At 63.5% G+C, this 22,804-nt stretch carries 28 protein-coding genes and 1 tRNA gene; 16 read left to right on the top strand and 13 right to left on the bottom strand.

What is annotated here, in order from left to right:
• Positions 1-34: 34 nt before the first annotated feature.
• Positions 35-337 (bottom strand): DUF6199 family natural product biosynthesis protein, encoded by a 303-nt coding sequence (locus BLR35_RS01955; protein ID WP_090376562.1) that lies wholly within the window; start codon positions 335-337, stop codon positions 35-37.
• Between the two features lie 114 nt (positions 338-451).
• Between BLR35_RS01955 and BLR35_RS01950 the strand changes: the two genes are divergently transcribed.
• Entirely contained in the window at positions 452-925 is a 474-nt protein-coding gene (locus BLR35_RS01950) for a DUF5812 family protein (RefSeq protein ID WP_090376559.1), read from the top strand.
• Here BLR35_RS01950 and BLR35_RS01945 read toward each other — a convergent pair.
• Positions 922-1,293, bottom strand: coding sequence for a DUF7968 family protein (locus tag BLR35_RS01945; protein WP_090376556.1), 372 nt, complete (start codon positions 1,291-1,293; stop codon positions 922-924). The two genes, BLR35_RS01950 and BLR35_RS01945, sit on opposite strands and share 4 nt — an antisense overlap.
• Before the next feature lie 117 nt (positions 1,294-1,410).
• Between BLR35_RS01945 and secF the strand changes: the two genes are divergently transcribed.
• On the top strand, positions 1,411-2,307 hold the full coding sequence (gene secF / locus BLR35_RS01940) for a protein translocase subunit SecF (RefSeq protein ID WP_090376553.1): 897 nt from the start codon (positions 1,411-1,413) through the stop codon (positions 2,305-2,307).
• A complete protein-coding gene (locus tag BLR35_RS01935; protein ID WP_090376550.1) occupies positions 2,307-3,950 on the top strand; it encodes a preprotein translocase subunit SecD in 1,644 nt (547 codons plus the stop codon). The genes secF and BLR35_RS01935 overlap by 1 nt, the downstream gene beginning before the upstream one ends.
• A 4-nt stretch (positions 3,951-3,954) precedes the next feature.
• Here the strand turns inward: BLR35_RS01935 and BLR35_RS21260 are convergent, their stop codons facing one another.
• Both BLR35_RS21260 and rnhB read right to left on the bottom strand, forming a co-directional pair.
• On the bottom strand, positions 3,955-4,059 hold the full coding sequence (locus BLR35_RS21260; RefSeq protein ID WP_449289329.1) for a DUF7563 family protein: 105 nt from the start codon (positions 4,057-4,059) through the stop codon (positions 3,955-3,957).
• Positions 4,060-4,199: 140 nt separating this feature from the next.
• Positions 4,200-4,874, bottom strand: a complete 675-nt coding sequence (rnhB, locus tag BLR35_RS01930) for a ribonuclease HII (RefSeq protein WP_090376547.1) — start codon at positions 4,872-4,874, stop codon at positions 4,200-4,202.
• Between the two features lie 86 nt (positions 4,875-4,960).
• On the opposite strand from rnhB, the gene BLR35_RS01925 reads away from it, so the two are divergent.
• Positions 4,961-7,030, top strand: coding sequence for a S9 family peptidase (locus tag BLR35_RS01925; protein WP_090376544.1), 2,070 nt, complete (start codon positions 4,961-4,963; stop codon positions 7,028-7,030).
• A 7-nt stretch (positions 7,031-7,037) separates the two neighbouring features.
• Here the strand turns inward: BLR35_RS01925 and BLR35_RS01920 are convergent, their stop codons facing one another.
• Positions 7,038-8,387: a tRNA pseudouridine(54/55) synthase Pus10 gene (locus tag BLR35_RS01920; RefSeq protein WP_090376540.1), complete on the bottom strand. Its 1,350-nt coding sequence runs from the start codon at positions 8,385-8,387 to the stop codon at positions 7,038-7,040.
• A gap of 162 nt (positions 8,388-8,549) precedes the next feature.
• On the opposite strand from BLR35_RS01920, the gene BLR35_RS01915 reads away from it, so the two are divergent.
• From BLR35_RS01915 to BLR35_RS01905, 3 genes are all read left to right on the top strand, one after another.
• The gene (locus BLR35_RS01915; protein ID WP_090376537.1) at positions 8,550-9,650 is read left to right on the top strand and encodes a S1C family serine protease; all 1,101 of its coding nucleotides are present in this window, start codon (positions 8,550-8,552) and stop codon (positions 9,648-9,650) included.
• 280 nt (positions 9,651-9,930) lie between these two features.
• Positions 9,931-10,137 carry a DUF7511 domain-containing protein gene (locus tag BLR35_RS01910; protein ID WP_090376534.1) on the top strand — a complete coding sequence of 69 codons (207 nt, stop codon included), beginning with the start codon at positions 9,931-9,933 and terminating at the stop codon, positions 10,135-10,137.
• A gap of 9 nt (positions 10,138-10,146) precedes the next feature.
• A complete protein-coding gene (locus tag BLR35_RS01905) occupies positions 10,147-10,341 on the top strand; it encodes a DUF8028 family protein (RefSeq protein WP_090376531.1) in 195 nt (64 codons plus the stop codon).
• 17 nt (positions 10,342-10,358) lie between these two features.
• On the opposite strand, the gene BLR35_RS01900 is transcribed toward BLR35_RS01905, so the two are convergent.
• Positions 10,359-10,583, bottom strand: coding sequence for an HVO_A0556 family zinc finger protein (locus BLR35_RS01900; protein ID WP_090376528.1), 225 nt, complete (start codon positions 10,581-10,583; stop codon positions 10,359-10,361).
• A 119-nt stretch (positions 10,584-10,702) separates the two neighbouring features.
• Between BLR35_RS01900 and BLR35_RS01895 the strand changes: the two genes are divergently transcribed.
• The 4 genes from BLR35_RS01895 to nucS all read left to right on the top strand — a co-directional run bounded on the left by BLR35_RS01895 (position 10,703) and on the right by nucS (position 13,227).
• Entirely contained in the window at positions 10,703-11,269 is a 567-nt protein-coding gene (locus tag BLR35_RS01895; RefSeq protein ID WP_090376525.1) for a metal-dependent hydrolase, read from the top strand.
• Between the two features lie 47 nt (positions 11,270-11,316).
• A complete protein-coding gene (trmY, locus tag BLR35_RS01890; protein WP_090376522.1) occupies positions 11,317-11,913 on the top strand; it encodes a tRNA (pseudouridine(54)-N(1))-methyltransferase TrmY in 597 nt (198 codons plus the stop codon).
• Positions 11,914-11,995: 82 nt separating this feature from the next.
• Positions 11,996-12,068, top strand: a tRNA-Pro gene (locus BLR35_RS01885).
• Positions 12,069-12,474: 406 nt separating this feature from the next.
• On the top strand, positions 12,475-13,227 hold the full coding sequence (gene nucS / locus BLR35_RS01880) for an endonuclease NucS (protein WP_090376519.1): 753 nt from the start codon (positions 12,475-12,477) through the stop codon (positions 13,225-13,227).
• A 57-nt stretch (positions 13,228-13,284) separates the two neighbouring features.
• Here nucS and BLR35_RS01875 read toward each other — a convergent pair whose 3' ends face one another.
• Positions 13,285-13,743: a type IV pilin domain-containing protein gene (locus BLR35_RS01875; RefSeq protein ID WP_090376516.1), complete on the bottom strand. Its 459-nt coding sequence runs from the start codon at positions 13,741-13,743 to the stop codon at positions 13,285-13,287.
• A 271-nt stretch (positions 13,744-14,014) separates the two neighbouring features.
• Positions 14,015-14,272, bottom strand: coding sequence for a HalOD1 output domain-containing protein (locus BLR35_RS01870; RefSeq protein WP_342027625.1), 258 nt, complete (start codon positions 14,270-14,272; stop codon positions 14,015-14,017).
• Positions 14,273-14,541: 269 nt separating this feature from the next.
• On the opposite strand from BLR35_RS01870, the gene BLR35_RS01865 reads away from it, so the two are divergent.
• Both BLR35_RS01865 and BLR35_RS20500 read left to right on the top strand, forming a co-directional pair.
• Positions 14,542-14,979: a zinc ribbon domain-containing protein gene (locus BLR35_RS01865; RefSeq protein ID WP_090376509.1), complete on the top strand. Its 438-nt coding sequence runs from the start codon at positions 14,542-14,544 to the stop codon at positions 14,977-14,979.
• A gap of 138 nt (positions 14,980-15,117) precedes the next feature.
• The gene (locus tag BLR35_RS20500; protein ID WP_170830944.1) at positions 15,118-15,279 is read left to right on the top strand and encodes a DUF7331 family protein; all 162 of its coding nucleotides are present in this window, start codon (positions 15,118-15,120) and stop codon (positions 15,277-15,279) included.
• A gap of 28 nt (positions 15,280-15,307) precedes the next feature.
• Here BLR35_RS20500 and BLR35_RS01860 read toward each other — a convergent pair whose 3' ends face one another.
• Together BLR35_RS01860 and BLR35_RS01855 are read right to left on the bottom strand one after the other, a co-directional pair.
• Entirely contained in the window at positions 15,308-16,537 is a 1,230-nt protein-coding gene (locus BLR35_RS01860; protein ID WP_090376506.1) for an NADH dehydrogenase subunit, read from the bottom strand.
• Between the two features lie 215 nt (positions 16,538-16,752).
• Positions 16,753-17,940 (bottom strand): 3-dehydroquinate synthase II, encoded by a 1,188-nt coding sequence (locus BLR35_RS01855; protein ID WP_090376503.1) that lies wholly within the window; start codon positions 17,938-17,940, stop codon positions 16,753-16,755.
• Positions 17,941-18,080: 140 nt separating this feature from the next.
• On the opposite strand from BLR35_RS01855, the gene BLR35_RS01850 reads away from it, so the two are divergent.
• The gene (locus BLR35_RS01850; protein WP_090376500.1) at positions 18,081-18,680 is read left to right on the top strand and encodes a hypothetical protein; all 600 of its coding nucleotides are present in this window, start codon (positions 18,081-18,083) and stop codon (positions 18,678-18,680) included.
• 20 nt (positions 18,681-18,700) lie between these two features.
• Here the strand turns inward: BLR35_RS01850 and BLR35_RS01845 are convergent, their stop codons facing one another.
• A complete protein-coding gene (locus BLR35_RS01845; protein WP_090376498.1) occupies positions 18,701-19,543 on the bottom strand; it encodes an HFX_2341 family transcriptional regulator domain-containing protein in 843 nt (280 codons plus the stop codon).
• A 128-nt stretch (positions 19,544-19,671) separates the two neighbouring features.
• Here BLR35_RS01845 and BLR35_RS01840 point away from each other — a divergent pair, with 128 nt between their 5' ends.
• Entirely contained in the window at positions 19,672-20,358 is a 687-nt protein-coding gene (locus BLR35_RS01840; protein WP_090376495.1) for an HAD family hydrolase, read from the top strand.
• 5 nt (positions 20,359-20,363) lie between these two features.
• Here the strand turns inward: BLR35_RS01840 and BLR35_RS01835 are convergent, their stop codons facing one another.
• Both BLR35_RS01835 and yjjX read right to left on the bottom strand, forming a co-directional pair.
• Positions 20,364-20,597 carry a DUF7123 family protein gene (locus BLR35_RS01835; protein WP_170830943.1) on the bottom strand — a complete coding sequence of 78 codons (234 nt, stop codon included), beginning with the start codon at positions 20,595-20,597 and terminating at the stop codon, positions 20,364-20,366.
• 474 nt (positions 20,598-21,071) lie between these two features.
• Entirely contained in the window at positions 21,072-21,587 is a 516-nt protein-coding gene (yjjX, locus tag BLR35_RS01830) for an inosine/xanthosine triphosphatase (protein ID WP_090376489.1), read from the bottom strand.
• Between the two features lie 225 nt (positions 21,588-21,812).
• On the opposite strand from yjjX, the gene BLR35_RS01825 reads away from it, so the two are divergent.
• Entirely contained in the window at positions 21,813-22,793 is a 981-nt protein-coding gene (locus BLR35_RS01825; RefSeq protein ID WP_090376486.1) for a transcription initiation factor IIB, read from the top strand.
• Positions 22,794-22,804 lie beyond the last annotated feature (11 nt).

Here is a 22,804-nt window from a genome sequence, read left to right as displayed (position 1 = left end):
CCAAAGGCGTTCCGTCACGCGGCCGGGCGTTCAGTTACGTGTCGACGTCACCGGTCTCGGTCGACTCGAGGGACTCGTTCTTCCCCTCTCCTGGTTCGATCACACGTGCCCGATCCTCGAGGACGAAGCCGGCGACCCCGGCAGCGATCATGCCGACGCCGACCGCTCGAGTGGCGCGAACGTACCACGGTTTCGGTTCCAGTTCCGAGACGTTCTCGAAGCCACAGTACCAGCAGCGCAGCGATACCGCGAGACTGCGTTTCGGTGAGAGTGCCGTAACGCTTCCGTACAGGACGGTTACCGCGTAACAGAGTTTCAGGAGTTTCGAAACGACCATAGCTAACGGTGCCGCTCCGACGTCAATAAGCTTGCTTCGGTCGTCGACCGGTGGGAACGTCCCCGTTTCGTCGAAGACGAAACCCGGAAAACCGTCCTCCGTCTACGAACGCCCATGACCGAAAAGACGGGTACGTTCGTCGTCACGCACGCCGAAAGCGAGTCGGCCGTCGTCCGCGACGTCGAGACCGCACAGGTCCACACGCTCGCCTCGAATCCCGGCCTCGAGGTCCACGACGTCCTCGAGGCGACCGTTGCGCCAGAACCGCCGCTCGAGGTCGCATGGGAAGTGGTCGACGTCGAGGAGCGCCGGTCGGTCGAACTGGTCGACAGCGACCTCGAGCCGACCCAGCACGAGAAAGAGCTCGCAACCGAGACTGACGTCGGTGACATCGTGAAAGAAGAGCGAGCCGGGACCGGCGAGATACACGTCTTCCCCGTTCCCGGCGACGAGGTCGAGGCTGCCGCGACCGACGTCTTAGAGGACGAGGAGACGATCGCACGGGCGGCGCGACTCGAGGCGGTTCGCGTCGAAGTACGTCGGTCGGCCGACGACGGCGTGTTGAGCGTCCGCTACCTGCCGGACTAAGCGCGTCCCGGCCCGCCCTGGCTCTGGACGCGCCAGCTTCCCTCGAGTCCGCAGGCTTCACGGACCTCGTAGACGATTTCGGTGTCGTCGCCGACTCGAGTTCCGCCCTCGACGCGTTCGACTCGAAGGGGAACGTCGAGCGTGTTGCCACAGCAGCCGACGCCGACGAACTCCTCCCACTGGTCGCCCTTGCGAGCCTCCTCGCGGGTCTTGCGGAGGAAGGCGCGAAACGAGGGCTTCTCGACCTGGAACCGGCCCCAGTCCGAGAGATCGGACGGGTACGACACCACGATCCGGTCGGCACGGCTGTCGGCCGTTCGGTCCGCGGTCTCCTCGGGTTCGCCGTCGCGACCTGGATTGGACGCCATATCCGATCGACGGTCTCGAGGAGTTTCAGTCTGACGTATTTTCCAGTTCTGTTCTCCGAGAAATATGCTGGAGAAATTGAGAAGGCTTACTTCGGCCGACTACCAGTGGTTGGGTACATGGGGAATTTCGAGGTACCGGAGTTAGAGTACACCCGGTACAGTAACCGCCAGCTCGTGGCGGTACCGCTTGCGGTTCTTGCAGTTGCGTTGCTCGTTCTCGGCGGGACGTTCGTGATGACTGGTGCACCCGTTCCGCTGGGAATGGACTTTGCAGGCGGAGCACAGTTGACAGTTCAGACGACGTCGTCCGAGGCCGAGATTCAGGATGCGTTCGGGGTCGAACCGGACTCGATCCAGGCCGTCCAGGCACCGGACGTCGATAACCAGTATACGATCCAGTTCGCCGGCGTCGAGGACGACGACCTGATCGCGGACCTGTCGAATCAGGCCGAAGCGAACTTAGAGCAAGACGGGGACGCTGCGATCGTCCAGTCGGAATCGACGGCATCGGCGAGTTTCGCCGAACAGACCCAGGAGACCGCGCTACTGGGGATCGCCGTCGCGTTCGTCGGCATGAGCGTCATCGCGTTCCTGCTCTTCCGAACGTTCGTGCCGTCGATCGCGATCGTCGCGTCGGCCTTTTCCGACATCGTGATCCCGCTCGCGTTCATGTCGATCGCCGACATTCCGCTCTCGCTGGGAACCGTCGCCGCGTTGCTAATGTTGATCGGCTACTCGGTCGACTCGGACATCCTGTTGAACAACCACGTCCTGCGGAGACAGGGTGACTTCTACGAGAGCACCCACCGCGCGATGCGGACCGGTATCACGATGACCGTCACGTCGATGATGGCGATGCTCGTGATGGGGATCTCCGCGTCGCTGTTCGGCGTCGAACTGCTGGCGTCGGTCGGTATCATCCTCTTCGTCGGTCTCGCGGCCGACCTGATGAACACGTATATGTTGAACGTAAGCCTGCTTCGATGGTACAAGTTCCACGGGGTGAGATCGTAATGGGACCGAAGGCCTTCGTCAAGGAGTACTGGCGGTTCCTCCTGCTGATCGTCTTCGTAACCCTCGCGTTCGCCGCGCTGTTCGCTCCCGGGTTCGCCATGGGCGACGGCGACGACATCGTCCTGGATGAAGAGAACGAAACCGTCGACGAGAACCCGACGAACCTCGAGTACGGACTCGGACTCGAGGGCGGGGCACGCGTGAGCGCGCCGCCGGTCGGGATGACCGTTGACAGCCTCGACATCGAGTACGACGAACGAACTGACGTCCAGTCGGAAGTACAGCAAGAGCTCGGGGTCGAGGCGATGGACGTCGTCGTTCGCCATCACGAGGACAGTGATCGGTTCACCGCCGAAGTGTTCGACGAAGACGTCACGTCAGCACAGTTCGCCGAGGCGTTACAGGCTGCCGGCGTCGACGTCACCGAAGACGACGTCGAACAGGGGGTCACCCAGGAGACCCGCGACGAGATGATCCAGACCATCGAGTTGCGGATCAACGAAGCCGGGCTGTCGGGCGGGACTGCCTACGAGGAGTCGACGCTCGGCGGTGAGCACTACATCGTCACTGAAGTGCCTGGAATGACCGCGGACGAACTCCACGAGTTACTCACTGACCGCGGTGACGTCCGGATCGACGCCTACCATCCAGGCGGCGAGGACGGGACGCACACGAACGATACCGTGCTTACCCGCGACGAGATGAGCCAGATTGGAGCCGCCTCCTACGACGACCGGCGCGGCGAAGACTACGTCCCGATTACTGTCGACAGCGCCAGCGGCGAAGACGAAGCGAGCCCCGCCGAGGAGTATCAGGCACGGATGAACGAATACGGGTTCACCACCCAGCCAGGAGTCGGGCAGTGTACGATCAAAGATCCCGCAACCAGGGAGGTCAGCTTCGACCACCCCGACGATGACCAGCAGTGGTGTCTACTCACCATGGTCGACGGCGAAGTGGTCGACGCCCATCCGATGGGAGACAGCCTCGCCGAGAGCATGTACAACGAGGAGTGGTCGGCCAACCCGACGTTCCGGATGATCGTCCCTGACCAGCAGTCCGCTCACACGCTCGCGGTCAACCTCCACTCCGGCGCGCTGACCGCACCGCTCGACTTCGATCGGGACCAGCGGTACTCGATCAGCCCGGCACTCGCCGACCAGTTCAAGGAGTACTCGCTGCTGATCGGTGCCCTGTCGATCCTGACCGTCAGCGGCGTGGTCTTTACGCGTTACCGTGACAAGCGTGTCGCCCTGCCGATGATCGCCACGGCGATGGCAGAGGTGGTCATCCTGCTTGGCTTCGCGGCCGCGATACGCATGCCGCTCGACCTCTCGCACGTCGCCGGCTTCATCGCCGTCGTCGGTACCGGGGTGGACGACCTCGTGATCATCGCCGACGAGGTGATGGACGACGGCGACGTCAACTCACAGCGGGTGTTCGAGTCGCGGTTCCGCAAGGCCTTCTGGATCATCGGGGCCGCGGCCGCGACGACGATCATCGCGATGTCGCCACTCGCCGTACTGAGCCTCGGAGACCTCCGTGGGTTCGCCATCATCACGATCCTCGGCGTGCTCGTGGGCGTGCTCATCACCCGGCCCGCCTACGGTGACATCCTCCAGCGGCTGATGACGGACAAGTAAGGAACTACTCGCTTCTACACCGCGGACACCACTCGACGTTCTCGCCGTTTCCCTTCGTTCGTGCAAAATCGATAGACACCGGCCGGTCACAGTTCGTACAGAGCGGCATACGACTCGCGTTCGCCCGGACAGGAAGTAAGAACCGACGCTGTATCTGCAGGGCCGTTCATACGGACTACTGCAAGTCATCGACGGCGCAACCGCGAATCGTCTCGTGGTTGCACCGGTAACTCGTTACAGTCGACCGTCTCAAAACTGCTCGAGTCCGGTCTGCTGTGCCTCCGCCAGCAGTTTCTCGCAGGTCGACCACGAACTGCGGGCGAACGGTGGCAACTCGCCGTGGTCGTCGACGTAGGACTCGAGGAACTCGCGAGTCGTCGAGTCCCCGGGGTAGCCACTGCCCACGTCGCCGTACTCGTCGGCGATGGTCTCGACGTGGGCGTCGCGTTCGACCTTGGCGACGATGCTGGCTGCGCCCACGACCGCCGACTCGTCGTCGGCGCCGTGGCGTGCCTCGAGGTCGAGGGCGAGGTCGCCGGAGAACGAAGTCGCATCGGAAACCCGCCGTGCGAACCGCGCAGCGTCCGTATCACAGGCGTCACAGAGGCCGCTGATCGGCTCCTCGAGCGAGTCGTCGACGTCCTCGAGTGCACCCTCGATCGCGTTCGCGTGTGCCTCGACGGCCAGCGAGTTCATGTCCGTCGTCGGATCGTCGATCCGATCGGTCGTGATTTCGGCGACGCCGATCCCGAACTGGTCGTCCTCGTACAGTGTCGCGGCGAGTTCTTCCCGGCGTTCGGGCGCGAGGCGTTTCGAATCCGCGATTCCGTCGGGAAGAGCGGCCGACTCTGGGGCGTAGACGGCCGCGGCGAACATCGATCCAAGCGCCGGTCCTTTGCCGGCCTCGTCGACGCCGAAGGGCATACGCGAAAGCGTCGTGGACTCGAGAGATAACGGTTGTGACTCTCGACACCCAAACGTATATGCTGCTGCGTTGAAACGAACCGGTCATGACTGCAGAGGACTCGCTGCCCCTGGATGCGTTCTACGATCTCACCCGCATCACCGAACTCACGATCTCGCCGGACGGCGATCGAATCGCGTTCGTGGCGACGGAGTACGACGAAGCGGCCGAGGAAGCCGTCACCTCCCTGTTCGTCGTGCCCGCGGATGGTTCCCGCGAACCACACCGGCTGACCACCGTCGACGGTGCCTCGAGTCCGGCCTGGAGCCCCTCGGGAGACCGACTCGCCTTCCTCGCGGCGAGAGAGATTGACGTGCAACGGCGCGTCGGCCGAAGCGAGCAAGACGATTCGGACGACGACAGTGACGGCGAGAACGGCAACGACGAGGAGCCGAAACCGCAGGTCTGGGCGTTCGACCTCGAGCGCGGCGGCGACGCCCGGCAGGTGACCGACCGCGAGGAGGGCGTCTCGGCGTTCGACTGGAGTCCGGACGGCGACCGGTTGGTGATTGCGTCGAGAGACCCGACCGAGGACGAGCAAACGTACCTCGAGCAAGTGCGCGAGGGCGGCCCGATCGAGACGACGCGACTCCAGCACAAGGTCGACGGCGCCGGCTGGACGGACGAGGTGACGACCTACCTGTTCGTCGTGGACTACGACTCGGGCGAGACGGAGCGCCTCGACGACGCCTATGGCGGCGGTGCGTTCCAGGATCTTGCGGGGATGGAACCGCGCTGGGGGCCGACCGACCGGATCGCGTTCACCTCCTGCCGGCTCGAGCGCCCCGACGATACGCTGGTCCGGGACGTCTACACGATCGCGCCGGACGGTGCCGACCTGGAGCGGCTGACCGACGGTGACTGGCAGTGTTCGGGACCATCGTGGCGCGAGGACGGAACGCTCGGGTTTCTCGCCCGCGACCCGGAGAACTGGTGTCGCCCCACGGAAGTCTACTATCACGACGGCGAGGAAGCGCGGTCGTTGACGGCCGACCTCGATCGAACGGTCGCCTTCTGGGGAACCATCGAGTGGGTCGGCGACGCCGCCTACACCCTCGTGGGCGACGAGGGCCGGACCAGGGTCGTCCGCGCAGACCTCGACGGAACCGTCGAGCGCGTCTTCGAGGCACAGGGCGACGACCGCGCGATCCTGGGGTTCGACGTCGCCGACGACGAGGAGACGGCGTCGCTCCTGTTTTCGCACCCAGGTGACGGGCTCGACGTCCACGCGGTCGCGACCGAGGACCTCGCGGCCGACGACCCACCGGCGTCACTGTGCCGACTCTCCGAGGTCAACGCCGACCTGATCGACTCGTACCCGATGCCTGCAGTGCGTCGCGTCGAGTGGGAATCCGATGGCTGGACGCTCGATGGCGTCGTCTACCACGATCCGGCCGTCGACCTCGAGGACGGCCCGCACCCGCTCGTGGTGGCGATCCACGGCGGCCCGATGTCGTACGACGAACCCGAGTTCCGGTTCGACCACGCGGCGCTGACGAGCCGTGGCTACGTCGTCTTCCGGCCGAACTACCGCGGCGGCACCTCGCGGGGCCGGGAGTTCGCCGAGGTACTGAAAGGCCGATGGGGAACGGCCGAGGTCGAGGACATCGTCGCCGGCGTCGAGGCGCTCGTCGACCGCGGGTGGGTCGATCCCGACCGCGTCTTCGGGCACGGCTTCTCCTACGGCGGAATCGCGCAGGGATATCTCGTCACCCAGACCGACCTGTTTACCGCCGCCGCACCCGAACACGGGATCTACGATCTCCGCTCGGAGTTCGGCACCAGCGACTCGCACAACTGGACGGAAGCGGACTTCGGGTTCCCCTGGGAGAACCCCGAAACGTACGACGACGCCTCCGCGATCCTCGAGGCCGACGAAATCGAAACGCCGCTGCTCGTGATGGCCGGCGGCGAGGACTGGCGCTGTCCGCCCTCGCAGTCCGAACAGTTCTACGTCGCGGCGCGCAAGCAGGACGTCGACGCGAAACTCGTCGTCTATCCCGACGAGAACCACGACGTCGGCGATCCGGACCGGGCGATCCACCGGCTCGAGCAGATACTCGAGTGGTACGAGACGCACGATCCGGCCCGAGAGAAGTTGTCGTCGACGGAGTAAGCCCGAATCAGGCGTCGTCGCGCGGTTCGTCCACGAAGTACTCCTCGAGTTCGAACGGCTCGTCTTCTCCCTCGACGCCGGTCACGTCGAGCGCCGTCACCACGGCCTCGGTCTCGAGCACGCCAGCGAGACTTGGCTTCGTTCGGCCGCCGTCGCTACTGACGAACTCCTTGACGTAGAGACCGCCCTCGCCGTGGAGTCGGACTTCAGCTTCAGTGGGAGAGCGGAGTTCGCCCTCGAGGTCGTAGACCGTCCGTTCGCGGGTGAGACTCGCTCGCCGGTGGTCGACCCGCTCGGGCGTCTCCTGTGCGAGCGTCGCGCCGTCGAGTTCCTCGATCGCTGCCTCGAAGTCCGCTTCGTCGATCGGATCGCCGAACTCCACGTCCGCACGGTAGTACTTGCTCGCGTCGTGTTCCTTGACGCGTTCGACCATCTCGTAGCTCGCCAGCCGCAGGCCCTCGACCGCGACGCCGTCGGCGGCCTCGTTGATCTCCCGCTCGAGTGTGGCCGGATCAGGGTCGCGCTTCCGGGGTCGTTTCACCTCGAGGACGAACGGCCGTCCGCCCTCGAGCATCCGGGCGTCGACGTCCTCGCGTCCTGCGCCGTGGAAGGTTCCCTCGTCGCCGTCCATCGCCTCGACGACGTGCGGGCGGACGGTCTGTTCGACGCTCGTGTCGTACATGTAACCCGACCCGCCACAGTAGTCACAGGGCTCCTCGCCGTCGTCGCCCAGCTGGACGCCGCTACCGCCACACTCCCGGCACGGCCACTCCGTCTGGGGAATGTCGCGCTCGAGTTTGCGGTAGCGACCGTAGACGAACGCGGGGTTGACCTGCACGTCGACCGCGTGACCCGTGACCGTACCGTCCGCGAGCGCCTCGAGCGGGTCGAACCCCTCGAGGTCGACGACCGCGAGCACGTCCGGTCGGTCGAAGTCGACCTCTGCGCCGGTCTTCGATCCGACGCGCCGGCCGACCTCGCGGTTCACTTCGCGTTTGACCGACTCGCCGACATCGGGTTCGAGCCCCGCGTCCTCGCGGAAGAGCCGTTCGTTCTCCTCGACCAGCGGCGGAACCTGGGTCCCGACCTGGTAGGTACCGAACTCCGTTCCCTCGAGAGCGTCGACGATCGCGTCCGCGATGGCGTCGAACGTCCCACAGTAGCCCTCACAGACCCAGCAGTCCGCCGGGTCGGTCGGCTCGAAGTCCTCGTCGTCTTCCATCGCAACCGTCGTTCGAAGCGCCCGGCCGCGTTCGACGTTGGTGAGTCCGAAACTCCGGTCGGCGAACGGCCGACCGAGACAGGAGTCACAGACGGCTCCCGTCTCGAGCAGCGCGCGGGCGTCTTCCGTGATCATATCCCGGGAATCGGGGGGCCGCGGGTAACACGTTTTCCCTTCGGCTGTCGCCGGGACGACTGGCACCGGCGTTCGACGCGGTGAAAATCGCCAGACACCAGCCCTTCAACCCCGATTCATTGTTTCCAGAGCTTGAAATACGTGGAGTCCTAGCCGTCGAGCATGAACGACTCGCGACTCGATCGGCGGCGCTTTCTCGCAGCCGCGAGTGCCGGCCTCGTCGGTGCAGCCGCCGGCTGTGCCGAACCCCGTAGCGGACAGCCGATCGAGGGCGGTTCGACCCACGAGATCGATCGAGACAACCTCGCCGACGGATCGGCCTTTACCGACGTCTACGAGGCCGTCATCGATTCAGTGACGATGATCCGCGTCCTGGGCGTGGACGATCCAGCTACCGGCGACGAAGGCCGCGGCCAGGGATCGGGTTTTCTCGTCGACGACAGCCACGTCGTCACGAACGACCACGTCGTCGCCGGCGGCGAGGAGGCCGACCTCCAGTACATCAACGGCGACTGGACGAACACACGCCTCGTCGGCAGCGACCGCTACAGCGACCTGGCCGTTCTCGAAGTCGATCACGTCCCCGACGAAGCGACGCCGCTCGCGCTGGCGGAGGAGTTCCCCGTCGTCGGCCAGCAGGTAGTGGCAGTCGGCAATCCCTACGGCCTCGAGGGAACGCTCACGGAGGGTATCGTCAGCGGCGTCAATCGGACGGTCGATCCGCCCGGACGACAGTTCTCGCTCCCGAACGTCGTCCAGACCGACGCCGCCGTCAACCCCGGCAACAGCGGCGGTCCGCTCGTCGACCTCGACGGAAACGTCGTCGGCGTCGTCAACGCCACGGGCGGCGATAACATCGGGTTCGCGATCTCGGCGGCGCTGACCCGTCGCGTCGTCCCATCGCTCATCGAAAACGGCGAGTACCGCCACTCCTTCATGGGGATCGGACTCGCCTCCGTCGACCGGATCATCGCCGAGGAGAACGACCTCGAGCGGGCGACCGGCGTGATCGTCACCGACGTCGTCTCCGGCGAGGCGGCCGACGGCGTCCTGCAGGGCAGCGACAGGACCGTCCAGCGAAGCGGCGAACCGATCCCCGTCGGCGGCGACGTCATCCTCGAGATGGACGGCCAGCCGATCCCGGACCGACACGCCCTCTCGGCGTTTCTCGCCCTCGAGACGAGTCCCGGTCAGACGATCGACCTCCGGCTCTGGCGAAACGGCAGCGAGACCCACGAGGAACTGACGCTCGGTGAACGATGATCGTCTCGGCCCTCGAGTGAACTGCGGTAGTGACAGCCAAACCGATCGGCGTCGCTCGTAATCGCTCCTTATAGAATCGACGATCAGGCGTAACGCCGTCGAACGCTCGAGTAGCGATATCGTACACGTCAGCACTAATTGTGTTCTTTTTCGCCGAATTAAACGATCAGAAGCCGGGACGAGACGGACGCTACCGTTCCGTTTTCTCGAGTAGATCGTCGATAACTATACCCCATACTGGGGTAGCCACGCTCGGCGAAACCGATACGCCGGTCTGCCAATGTCACACGGAAACGAAATCGATACGGGTCCCGCTGACGGCTCTCCCGACGACTGCACGCTCGAACTCGATCACGTCACTGTCGAGAACGACGACGCACCGGACGAATGCGCCGTCTTTCCGCGAGAAGCATCCGAGGAAGAACTGATGAATTGCTGGATCGTCGCTCAGGAGCACTCGTTCGTCGACCTCGAGTCGATGCGATAGGCAATGACTATGCACCTCGGAAGTACCGTCACGGCCGCTGGCTTCTGGATCGGAACGCTGTTACCGCTGGCCTATCTTCCCGTATTCGCGACCGGGATCGACTCGATGACCCGCTTTTCGATCTTCCTGGGGCTGGTCGTCTTGCACGTCGTCGCGCTCGTCGTCGGACACGACTACCCGCACTCGCGGTCGGGAACCCCATAGCGAGGGGAGGTCGCTGGTCAGAAAGACGGGTTCCACACCTGCACTCGCGGCGTATCGCAGGCGTCACAGACGACCGCTCTATTTCCCTTGTATCGGCCTCGCTCGAGCGTCCCGTCGTCGTCACAGGACGGACACGTCTGCCCCTCGAGCGCCGAGAGGAGCCGTCGTTTTCCCTCGGTCGGATTCCGTGTATCCGCCTCTGCCTCCGTTTCCGAACCCCGTGAAGGGTCTGACTTCGCCATGCAACTATCCCATACGGGCCGACGGGGAAGCCTTGTCCCTGGGTATGCAACCCAGGGAGGACTCGACCCGCCGCGGCGAGTCGAAGCACCTATTTCGCCGAGCGAGGAACGTTCGCCGGATGTGGCCCTGGGGACATCTCGCCGTCGGCTACCTGCTGTACACCGCCTACACGCACCGCCGATTCGACCGACCGCCGCTTGCAGCCCCGGCGATCGCACTCGCCGTCGGCTCGCAGTTTCCCGACCTGGTCGACAAGCCCCTCGCCTGGACCGTCAGCGTCCTCCCGGGCGGTCGAACGCTCGGCCACTCGCTTTTGTTCGCCGCGATCCTCGTCCCCACCGTCTACCTGCTCGCGGCTCGACTCGAGCGACGTGACGTCGGTATCGCCTTCGTCATCGGTCACCTGTCGCATCTCTCGGCGGATATCCCGCCCTCGGCCCTGACCGGTGATCTCTCGGGAACCGAGTTCCTCCTGTGGCCGTTCGTCGCCGCCCCCGAAGAGGAGCCGGTCGGTGGCATCCTCGACGCCGTCCTGCACTACTACGCGATGGGGCCGTACGAATGGTTCCAGCTTGGACTGTTCGTCCTCGCAGCGATCGTCTGGTATCGCGACGGCGCTCCCGGCCTCGAGTACGCTCGCCGAACGCTCGAGTACGTGACACGAGAGTCGCGGGCCCAGGGATAACGAAGCCAAACCGTGGCGGCTATCCCCCTCGTCGCCGTTTCGCCCGTATGCGCCAGTTCGTACTCATCGGGCACGAAATCCCGACCGAACCCGACTTCTCGCTGGACGACCTCGCGAGCGGTGCCGGCCGTCTCGACGCACTCTGTCGGTCGATTACGGCCGCGTTCGTCACCTCCCACGGCATCCGCGAGGACGTTCGCGTCCACCTGATCGTACAGGACGAACTCACGATCACGTTCGACGGGAGCAACCTCCGGCGACTCAACCCCGACGAACGCAGCACCGCCGCACTCGTCCGGAAAGCACTCGAGCACCGCGACGAAGCCATCGGCGCACTACCTGCCGAACCCAGCCCGGGGATCGAAGTGTACCGTCGCGGCTTCGAGGCCACGCTCGAGGAACTCGAGGGAACGATCGTTCAACTACACGAAAACGGTGATTCAGTTCTCGAAGCCGACGAACTCCTCGAGACCGATCCCGTATTCGTCCTCTCGGACCACCAGGACTTCACCGACGAGGAAACGGCCGTGCTCGAGGCCGTCGTCGACCGACGGATTCGTCTCGGACCCGAACTACTACACGCGGATCAGGCAGTGACAATCGGTCATCACTTCCTGGACACCGACGGGTACGAACGGTTCTAATCGCTCGAGGGAACGCTATCGCTTCTCGAGCAATGACGTCTTTCGGAAGCGTTAAACTGCCCGACGCTCATGATTCGACTGCGGGCCGGTGGGGTAGCTTGGTATCCTTCGGCCTTCGGGTGGCCGTAACCGCAGTTCGAATCTGCGCCGGCCCACTTTTCCCGCATCGCAATACTCGCGAGCGATAGCGAGCGGTCTGCGATGCGGGGAAATGAATTCAAGCAGATTCGAACACGCGAGTCGCAGCGCGCGAACGCAGTGAGCGCGACCGTCTCGCATCTGTTCGACATCTGCGCCGGCCTATTCTCCCCACACTATACACCACCGAGCGGCGCATCGCAGGGCAACTCGAGTTCGGGAGTCGACGCAGCCATAACGATTTGAGCAGGGAAGTTGCAGCGGCCGAGCAAAGCGAGAGCGACCGTTGTCCCGTATTCGAACGACGCTAGCCCTGACTTCGCTACCGAGTAGAGGGACTCGACGCGTGAGTTCACAAGTTGACCGGCCGACGATCACGAACGAATACATTTTTGCTCTCGTGGTGAGCCACCGCTTTCACGAATGGTCCTCGAGCAACTCGAGTCGCCGGATCCGGATGCGTTTGTCGAGGCGGCGAAGACTGCGTTCCGGAACGGCGCGATGTTGACGGTCGAAGCCGAGTGTGAAGTGGAGTACGAGGGGCGAACCAGCGGCTATCTCGGCCCTGGCGAGCGGATTCTCGTCGCCAAGCCGGACGGTACCTTTCTGGTCCACCAGCCGACCGGCCACAAGCCCGTAAACTGGATGCCGGGTGGGGGCAGCGTCTCCGCGCGCGTCAGTGAGGGCGAAGCAGTACTGCTCGCTCGACGCAGTAATCCGACCGAGCGCGTGGAGGCCCGTATCCACGAGTGTTACGGCCTCACTCGGTTCGACGCCACCGACGGCGCGACCTACGAGGAGTCGGGTACCGAAGCCGAGATGCACGAGTACATCGCCGAGAATCCCGATGTCCTCGAGGAAGGGCTCCGGATCGTGGAGCACGAGCGCGAGACGAAGTATGGGTTCATCGACTTCTACGCCGTCGACGGCGACGGTACTCCCGTCGTCGTCGAGGTCAAACGCATTCAGGCGACGCTGAACCACTTCGATCAGCTACAGCGGTACGTTTCGCTGTATGAAGAGACCAACGACGACGTTCGCGGGATGCTCGTCGCGCCCTCCGCCTCCGAGCGCGTAAAGCGGGCGCTCCGGGACAACGGCCTCGAGTTCGTCGGCCTCTCGGAGTTCGGTCTCGACGCGAAGGGGTCGACGGAAGCGAAGCTAACGGACTTCTGAGAGCGCTCGAGCGGGAGCCCAAAACGACCGAAATATCGGTGCCCCCGAGAAGCGGAACTAGTCTTCGACTTCGAAGCTGTCGATCACTGCCGTCGAACGGAGTTCGTCGTCAGGGACGTCGCTCTCGCCGAGTTCGGAATCGTCACCGATGTACGCCACAACGCTGTAGCTTACGTTTTCATCCGTAACCGTCGCCGTCATTCCGGTCGAACTCAGGACGGCGTTGCCGCTCTCTGGCTCCGGAATAACTCCACCATCGGAAGCGTCCACGATAGCGACACCGTCAGCGTTCCCCAGCGACGTCAGCGACACTTCGACGGCACTCGAGTCGCTGTCATCTATGGAGACGCCTGCCTGTGGGTCCTGCTGGATGTCGTCACCGATGCCAAGGACGAACGTCGCGATCACAGCCGCCAGAATGACGGTAATCGCCACCATGAGGATAACTCCAATAACGGGTGAGACACCACGTTCGTCCGCGTTTCCGTGCAACCGTTTCGTTACTGTTTCGAACATATGTATGGATGCACCCAGAACGGTCGGAAAGAGTACCAGTATCCTGTGCAACCACCGCATGCCGGAAGTGAGACCACCTCCGGCACGCCTTCCCGTCGCCCGTTTTGGTGCTAAATCATCCTGTGAATCGAGAGCATATATAATTAACTCGCAGACCATTCAGTTGAACGAAACGTATGTCCATTCATATTGTAACTCGAGAGCTCGTGTACTTTTACTGAAAGGCCACAAGCCAGAAAGGTTGACAGTTTTCTGTCAGTCCGATCGAACCTCAACTGTCGCCCGAACCGAAAGCACCAGATCGCCGATCGTCAGGCGTGACGTCGATCGCTTCGGGTCCATCGACGCAAATTCGGTAGCCGTGGTACGAAAACTCGAGGGTCGGATTCCCGTTCGCGTCCTCGAGACCGGAGGTGTGAAACAACGCGTCGAGGGCGTCAGTATCGACGACGTCGTGCAACGGTGGCGTCAGGTCCACCGGGTCGACGCCTTCGCGTCTGGCAATCTCCTCTACGACGGTAATGCTCACTGAGGGTGATCGTCCCCGTTCCATACTCGGGATCCACCGTACCACTAGAAAAGACCGGGGGATCATTTTCTGACGTACGTCTGCCAGGCGTCTGACGATGTCGAGACCGCACCGAGTGAGAATCGTCGAAATGGGTCTCGAAACGATTCGGTCCCGATCGTCGGTCAGCTATTGTCGATCGACCGTTCAGTCGGGGTGAGACCGTGAGACTGGACTTCGATCAGAATCGGAATGTTAACCCGTTGGCTCTCTCATAGTTGTAGATACCGATGACATGGCTTCGCGCGCTCGCTGCCGGCGGGCTTTCGGTTCTCTTTCCTGGAGCGGGCCACGCGCTTATTCGGGACTGGCTTCGAGCGTTCGTCTTCGCCGGCCTGTATCTCTCTGCAGTCGCAATCTTTCTCCCACCTGCCGAACAGGTCACTGCAGCGGAATCGATAACCGAGATGGGAGAGACCGTCGCCGAGGGAACCGATTCGATCGGGCAGTTCGCCCTCATGTTCGTCGCTCTCTTTGCAGCGATCGACGCGACGTTCCGTGCCCTCGGATTCCCACCGGAGGGCCCCGACGCGACCGACGGTCCGACCTGCCCCGAGTGTGGCAAGGAACTGGACGAGGACCTCGAGTTCTGTCACTGGTGTACGACGCGACTCGAGCCCGCCGAGGACGACGATCAGGAAGAGCCGGTCAGTACGCGGCCGGACTGACCACGGACGATCACGCGGCCTGTGAACTCGATCCCCGGAATATAACCACCCTAGTACTGTTCTCACGGAGCCCTTTTCCCCGTTCGCTCGCTGTCACCAACCGAACGAACGTCGCCTCGTGGCGGCGGTTTACGCTATATGAAAACGGAACAGGACAATCGACCTCGAGAACAGCCCCGCGTCGAGTTCGACCAGTACGTGAGTTACGAGGACGAAGACGGGCTGGTGATCTGTGACCGTCGGAACGCGTCGGCCTGGGTCCGCTGCCAGTCGAGCGCCCTGGAGCCGTGTCGACGGTAGTCCGACCCACTCTACGTTTTCCTTCGGCTCACCGACAGCGGTCACAGACGAACGTCTTCGCGTCGACCGCCGTGAGCTGTGGCTCCGGGAGGTACCGCCCACAGTCGCCACACCAGCTCCAGTAGATTCGATACGCGTCGATTTCCGTCGTCGCTTCCGTTCCCGTCGCCTCGAGACGGATCGTTTCGTCGCCGACGTCGGCGACCGTTCCGTCGATCGGCGCGTGCTGTGCGGTGCTGATTCCCTCGGCTGGTCGTGCGATCATCTCGCCCGCTTCGACCTCGTCGCCCGACCGGACGATCGGCTCGCTCGGTGTCACGATGCCCTCGAGCGCCGGGTTCGTGATCCGCGACACTTCGACGTAATCGGGCGCGAGCGTCTCCGTCGGCTCGGTTTCGTGAACCGATTCCTTCCAGGCCGCCGGTGCCAGGACGTTGACGCGGTCCCCACCGAGTTTGTTCTCCTCGACGACGGATTCTTCCATCACGAGCAGACAGTTCGTTCGCTTGCGCACACCGAACCGATCGGGCGAACGGTCGATCTCGAAACACCAGCCCGGCCCGCCGTCCAGCAGTACCTCGTTCGAGTCGAGACCATCCGTTCGGCCCGCTGCTGCGAGGAGATCCGTCGCCGACGTTCCGACCGGTACCTCGAGGAAACGGTGGGTGGGAACGCGGCCGTCGACGTGGACGAACTTCCGGGTCATCGGTTCGCCGGCGGTGAGCGCCCGGAAGACGTTCCAGAGCGTCTCGGTGTTCTGGACGATCCAGCCGTGATCCATTGGGAGCTCCTCGCCCTGCACGACGGCCCCGGCGACGAGTCGCATCAGGACGCTTTCCATTCCGTACTCGTACCTGTCGTCGGTGTAGGCCACGACGACCCCGCTCTCGTCCTCGTCGACCGGGAGGTCCGCGGGTTCGTACACCGTCGCGTCGGTCGCCTCCTCGAGCGGTTCGATCCACTCCTCGCGGTCGGTCTCTTTGGCGGCGACGACGACCCGGTCGAACGCCGACTCGAGCAGTCCGTCGAACAGCGCCGCCAGTTCCTCGGTCCGCTCCCGGCCAAGCCACTTGTCCATGTAGTAGTTGGGCTCGCTCTCCTGGTGGTTGACCAGCAGCGAGTCGACCGACTCGAGGTGTTCCCACTTGGCGTAGGATGGGAATCCGGCTCCGCCCGCACCGGCGAGACCCGCGTTTCGCAGGGTGACCGCGAACTCTGGTACCTCGAACTGCCGTACCTGCTCTTTCGGGACGCTCATTGTTCCACGAGAACATACCACATGAAAAGCAATAGATTTTGTCTGTAATCAGCCTAAATTACCGACAATATTCCATATTACTCGTAAATCAGTGTTCGATCGTATACCACAATCGCTAACTGACTGGTCGAAGCGCAATATCTGATCGAACGGCGTGGTTCTGCTATACGGTAACAATAACCAATATCGAGCAGACAGGAAGAAGAAACAATTGCCTATTTCTCGATAATACTCTCCTCGACGGCCTCACCGAAGTGACGGGCCGTATCCTCGTAGTACAGCAGGAGTTCGTCGCCGGCCTCGAGGTCGGTGACAGCCGTTCGTCCCGCCGAGGTCGCGACCTTGATCGTCTCGGCGTTCTGCAGCAGCGTCTCGACGCGGTCGCCGTCCTCGGTCTCGAGTGCAATGCGGAACATCGGTCGCTTCTCGATCTTGACGCGGCCGACGATCGCCTCGCGAGTGTTGCCGTCGGTGTCGACGACCTGCACCTCGTCGCCGCTTTGCAGTTCCGAGAGGTACTTCGTGCCGCCGTCGGGCGTCCGGACGTAGGCGTGGACTGCTCCGGCGTTGACTCTGAAAGGGCGCGAGGCGACGTACGGCGACTCGGCGGTCTCGGCGTGGACGAAGACGAGTCCGCGAGCCATCGAACCGACGAGCATCCCCTCGTCGTGCTCGAGCAGGTTGCCGGTGTCGATACAGACCCGATCGGCGCTGCCGACGCGTTCGACGTCGAGCACCTCGGCGTACTCGAGTTCGAGGGTCTCGCGTTCGGCCTCGTCGCGGACCTCGACGGTCTTGCGGATTTCGTCGGGGTCGTCCGAATCGAGCAAGACGGAGTCGCTGCCGATCTCGAGCGTCTCGAAGGCGGTCTTCGCTTCCTCGGCGCTCGTGACGCCCGCGACGAGGTTCGTCTCCTCGCCGATGCGTGCGATCAGGTTCTCGAGCGGGATAATCGTCCAGTCGTCGCCGATAACGATGGTGTGATCGGCTTCCTCGGCGGCAGTTTCGGCGAAGGCCTCGTACTCCTTGTCGAGGATACGAACGTAGGCGCCCCGCTCCAGGTCGTCGTCGCGACGGAGCGTCGAGAGGTCCGCCGAACCCGACAGATCCTCGGGGAGATCGATCGTCCCGTCGCCCTCGCCGTCCTTACCGACGACGACGGCGTCGGGTTCCGGTCCCGACGCTCCATCGTCGTCCGCTTCCGCGTCGTCGACCAGCGTCATGTCCCCACCGGTTCGGAACGCAGCGACGTTGATGTCGCCGAGTTCACGGACGCGTCCGACGTCGGTTTCGTCGACCAGTACCCAGTCTACACCCGCCTCGAGCGCGGCGGTGATCCGCGCCCGGCGGTCCTCCCAGTCGCCGACGGTACCGTCGGCCTTGATCCAGACAGATCGAGTCATACATCGACGCTCGAAGGGAATCGGCTTGAACGTGGCGGATCGGGCAGGACCGAGCGGCCGGCGACGAAGGTAACGATAGTAGTGGTAGTATCGATACTTTCTCAGAAGTACGTAATACCCGTCCGGCCGTATCCATTATTATGGCTCGCTGCCACTCCGAGACGGAGACCATTACGCGTGGACGTGACAGACTAACGATCGAAGCCGCTGCTCGACGCCTCGGAGTCGAGTCCACGACGGACGTCGCCCGGGCTGCCCTCGAATACGCAGGCGACCCGGCGATCAGTCAGTACGGACGAGCCGCGACCGTCCTGGCCGCCGTCCGGCTCGCGAGCCGCCGCACCGAAACGTCGACGGTCGGCTTCCAGCAGATCGAAGCGGTCGCCGATGTCGATCGTGACCGTCTCACCGGTGCGGAGTCGCTGCTGACAGAAACCATCTCCCCGCCGGCGGATCCGGACGACGTCCGGTCGATCCGTCGCCGCCTCGTCGTCGCCCGCGAAATCCTCGCTGCACTCGAGGCGGGCCGGGAAACGCCGGAGCTACCCGGCTCGTATCTCGCCGCCGCCGCGCCGGATCTGCTCGCCCGCGCGGACGGCCGCTCCATCCACTGCGAGGACGTCGCCGACCCAGAATTCGACGAGACGGCGCTTCGCGCCCACGTCGAGCGACTCGAGGGAGACCTCGAGCTCGCACGGCTGGGAACGACGCTGTACGCGCTGGTCGAAGACGAGCGGTGAGAACGGCCTCGAGTGCCCTGTTAGCTTCGGCCCTCCCCATCCATCCGGTCATCGCTGAGTTTGTGTTTGAACGCTCGATAGGCGTTTTCACCCTGCTCGGTCAGTTCGACGACACGGCGGCGACCGACCGACTCGATGGTCACGTATCCATCTTCGGCGAGCGGATCGAGGACGTGCGTATCGAGGACGCGAAACGCTCCCTTATCCTCGCTGGCGCGATTCTCCGGCGGTCGGCGATCGGCCATGAAAGAGAGGCCACGATCCCTGGCGTACTCGATGAGGTCTTTCTTCTTCGGCGGCGACGTTCGGGCGTCGTCGTACCCGTCCCACGCCGACGGTTCGCGGAGGAATTCCATGATCGCGACCTGGTCGCGCGTCGGCGACTCGATCGGATACGTCGGGATCGGTTCGGTCGTCTCGACGCCGGACGACGCCGGCTCGGTCGTTCCGTCGTGAGCGTACGTCGACGGCTCGACGTAGTAGGCGTGTGCGTCCGTCGAGACGTCCATACACGCGATCGTCGCACCGATCGCGGCGATCGTCCCCGCGCTCGAGACGTTGACGTAGACGCTGTCGGCGGCGTGGTTCGAGGCGATGGTCGTCACGTCGCCGAGAACGTCGTAGACGTCACCGAGATCACAGGAGCGGCTGCGTACGTCCGGGACGATCGACTCGAGTTCGGCGCGCAGTTCGTCGTGATACTCCGCGGGAGGATTCGACTCCGTCCGCCCAGTTGCGGCTTTCACGTCCGGTTCGTGCTCGAGGAGGTAGACGAGGTCGGCCCGCTGGTCCCGAATCGGCTCGAGGATCCGGTCGAACTCGTAGCCGACCGGGACGACGTGAACTCGTTTGACGACGTCCATACCCCACCACTGGTGTCAACGAAGATAACTTCCGGCGGTATCCGTCGACAGTCGCGGAAACCAGCGGTTGGTGGCAGCGTCTCACACGGCGAAACCTTCAGAACACTCACGCTCGTAGGACGGAGCAGATGGCCGCCTACGACGCGATCTGTTTCGACCTCGATCGAACCCTCTGTGAGCCGACTCAGGACGCCACGGCGTTACTCGAGTCGGCGTTCGATCGGGCCGGAGTCGAGCAGTTCTGTACGCCCGTGGATCTCCGTGCCGTTCTGCCGTCGCTGCCGGTCGCCGAAACGGAACGGGAGTTCCACGAACTGTTGTTCCGGGAGGTTGCAGACCGCGCCGGGACAGATCGGACGATTCGAGAGTCGGCCGTATCCTCGCTCACGACCGCGTATCTCGAACTCCGCGATCCGACGGCCGTGGCGTTCCGGCCTGGCGCAGCGGCTGCGCTCGAGTACGCCCGCGACCGTGGTCGCGTCGGACTCATCACCAACGGCGGCCGGAAGACCCAGAGCCGGAAACTCCAGGCACTCGGCATCGAGGACGCCTTCGACGTTCGCGTGTTCACGGAGCCAAGCGCGGGTATTTATCCGAAGCCGAACGCCGAACCCTTCGAGTACGCACTCGGGAAACTCGGCGTCGAACCCGCCGATACGATCCACGTCGGTGACTCACCGTACGCCGACATTGCGGGAGCGAACGCGATGGGAATCGATTCGGCGCTGGTCGACGCCGGAGACGGAGCCGACGCTACCGACCATCAGCCTACGTACGAACTATCGTCGCTGTCGGCGCTCGAATCGATCGTCTAGAAGAGTCAGACGCTCACTTTCCAGGTAGTGCTCGAGGAGTATCCCCACTTTTCGATCTCGACGTCGTAGTTGTCGTCCTGGAGAGCGGTGATGTTCGAACCGACCTCTTTCGGCGTCATCCCGAGTTCCTGGGCGATGAGTCGGGACTTGAAGTAGGTCTTCGTGGCAGCGTTCTCCCGGAGATACTGGAGTATCTGCTGCTGTTTACTCGTGAGGTCGGGGGCCATTGCACTGCTCATACTCGTCCAGATGATCGGAACGCCCTTAGGGGGTTTGGTACGCGTGGTTAACCCGCCGCAGTACTGCGGTTTTCTCTGAGAGTAATCACAGGATACGGCTATCGAAACGACGTCTTGGTACGGCCGGTTAACGAGTTCGAATCGGTGACTATCACGACAAGATATCGTTTCGCCGGCTAATAGCGCGTTTCTACCGCCGAATTACACAGTAACAGCGTGAAAGCCCACGAGTTTACTCGCGGAATGAAGTGAATAAGATTTAATCAGACGCCATACAATACTACCACGTGCCGAGGTCGAGGTAAGGATACGCACCCATACGGGGTAGATGAAGCCCGCTATCTCGACCGGGGGTCGTACTGACCCGACCCAGAACGCAAGTCGTTCGAGCACTCGAACGGACTTGCGAACCTCCCCAACTTGTGGGACCCCCGTCCGTGACGGGAACCCCACGACTTCAGTCGTGGGAGGAGGTCAGTCGTAGTAACTCGAGACGAAGGGGCCGAACGCGGACGCGACAGCTTCACCGAGCGCACGCGTGCGGTCGGTCATTCCGTCCGTGAGTACCCCTGCTGCGCCCTCGGACTCCGCGATACCGTCGGTTCCGAGAACGTCGTCCATCACCGGCCCGAGTTCCGCGCCGTCCTCGAGTCGGCAGGCTACGTCGTCGGGAAGGCGTAGTGCCGGCCCGGACCCACGCTCGAGTCGCTGGCCGTCGGTGACCGCACCCCACATGATCAAGAAGAGTCCTGGCGCGTCGTCGAACCGGGTGACCCCGCCCTCGAGTCCGACGCCGTACGCCGCGTCGGTCGCCCCGAGCGAGCGCCTGGCACGGTTCTCGGCACCAGTTACGGTTTCCTCGATCGACCACGGCTGTTCGGCGACGCCCGAATCGACCCCGACAGCCTCGACGTCTGGATCGAACCGCTCGAGCGTTCGTTCGACGGCTTCGATCTTGACCGGGTTCGTACTCCCGACTGCGACGTGCATACGGGCGGTTAGAACGGTGTGGTTTTGGGAACTCCGTTTTGGTATGCGAACCCTTCCTCCGCTTGAATGTTTTGATCGATAATAGCAAACCGGACGAATTACCGGTTTTCGAGGTTTGTAAGGCCGAGATTCCGAAACCGTTATGTACTGGCCCTCTGAACGCAGTAGGTAACGACTCCGTCCGGGCTTTTGCGATCCGTTCGTCCGGACAGCACTTGCCATCGTATGACCAACACACGATCGAACACGAGAGTACGGCGTAACGAAGACGAAACGACTGAAGAGACGACCGAAAGCGAATCGAGCGACCTGGCCTGCCCCGAGTGTGCGGGAAACCTCGTCGTCGACGACGAACACGGCGAAACCGTCTGTGAGGACTGTGGTCTCGTCGTCGAGGAGGACTCTGTCGACCGCGGCCCCGAGTGGCGTGCCTTCGACGCCGCCGAGAAAAACGAGAAGTCCCGCGTCGGTGCCCCGACCACGAACACGATGCACGACAAGGGGCTCTCGACGAACATCGACTGGCGCAACAAGGACGCCTACGGCAACTCGCTTGGCTCGCGTCAGCGCGAGAAGATGCAGCGCCTGCGCAAGTGGAACGAGCGCTTTCGCACCCGCGACTCGAAGGAACGCAACCTGAAGCAGGCACTCGGCGAGATCGACCGCATGGCCTCCGCGCTCGGCCTGCCGAACAACGTCCGCGAGACCGCCTCGGTCATCTACCGACGCGCACTCGACGAAGACCTGCTGCCCGGCCGCTCTATCGAGGGCGTCTCGACTTCTTGTGTCTACGCTGCTGCACGACAGGCTGGCGTCCCCCGCTCGCTCGACGAGATCGCCGACGTTTCCCGCGTCGAGAAAAACGAGATCGCTCGCACCTATCGATACGTGGTGCGAGAACTGGGACTCGAGGTCCAGCCAGCCGACCCCGAGAGCTACGTTCCCCGCTTTGCCTCCGGACTCGACCTCTCGGACGAGGCCGAACACCGCGCCCGCGCGCTCCTGCAGAACGCCAAGGAGAAGGGCGTCCACTCCGGCAAGTCGCCGGTCGGCCTCGCGGCCGCCGCCGTCTACGCCGCCGCACTCCTGACCAACGAGAAGACCACCCAGGCTGCCGTCTCCGACGTCGCGGACATCTCCGAAGTCACGATCCGCAACCGCTACCACGAACTCCTCGAGGCCGAGGAGACGCTCGGAATGGCATAGAACGACATCGT

This window comes from Natronobacterium texcoconense (assembly GCF_900104065.1).
In the GTDB taxonomy this organism is placed as follows: Archaea; Halobacteriota; Halobacteria; order Halobacteriales; family Natrialbaceae; genus Natronobacterium; species Natronobacterium texcoconense.
The sequence above is the reverse complement of the archived record's forward strand: the minus strand, read 5'-3'. Positions and strand labels throughout refer to the sequence as shown.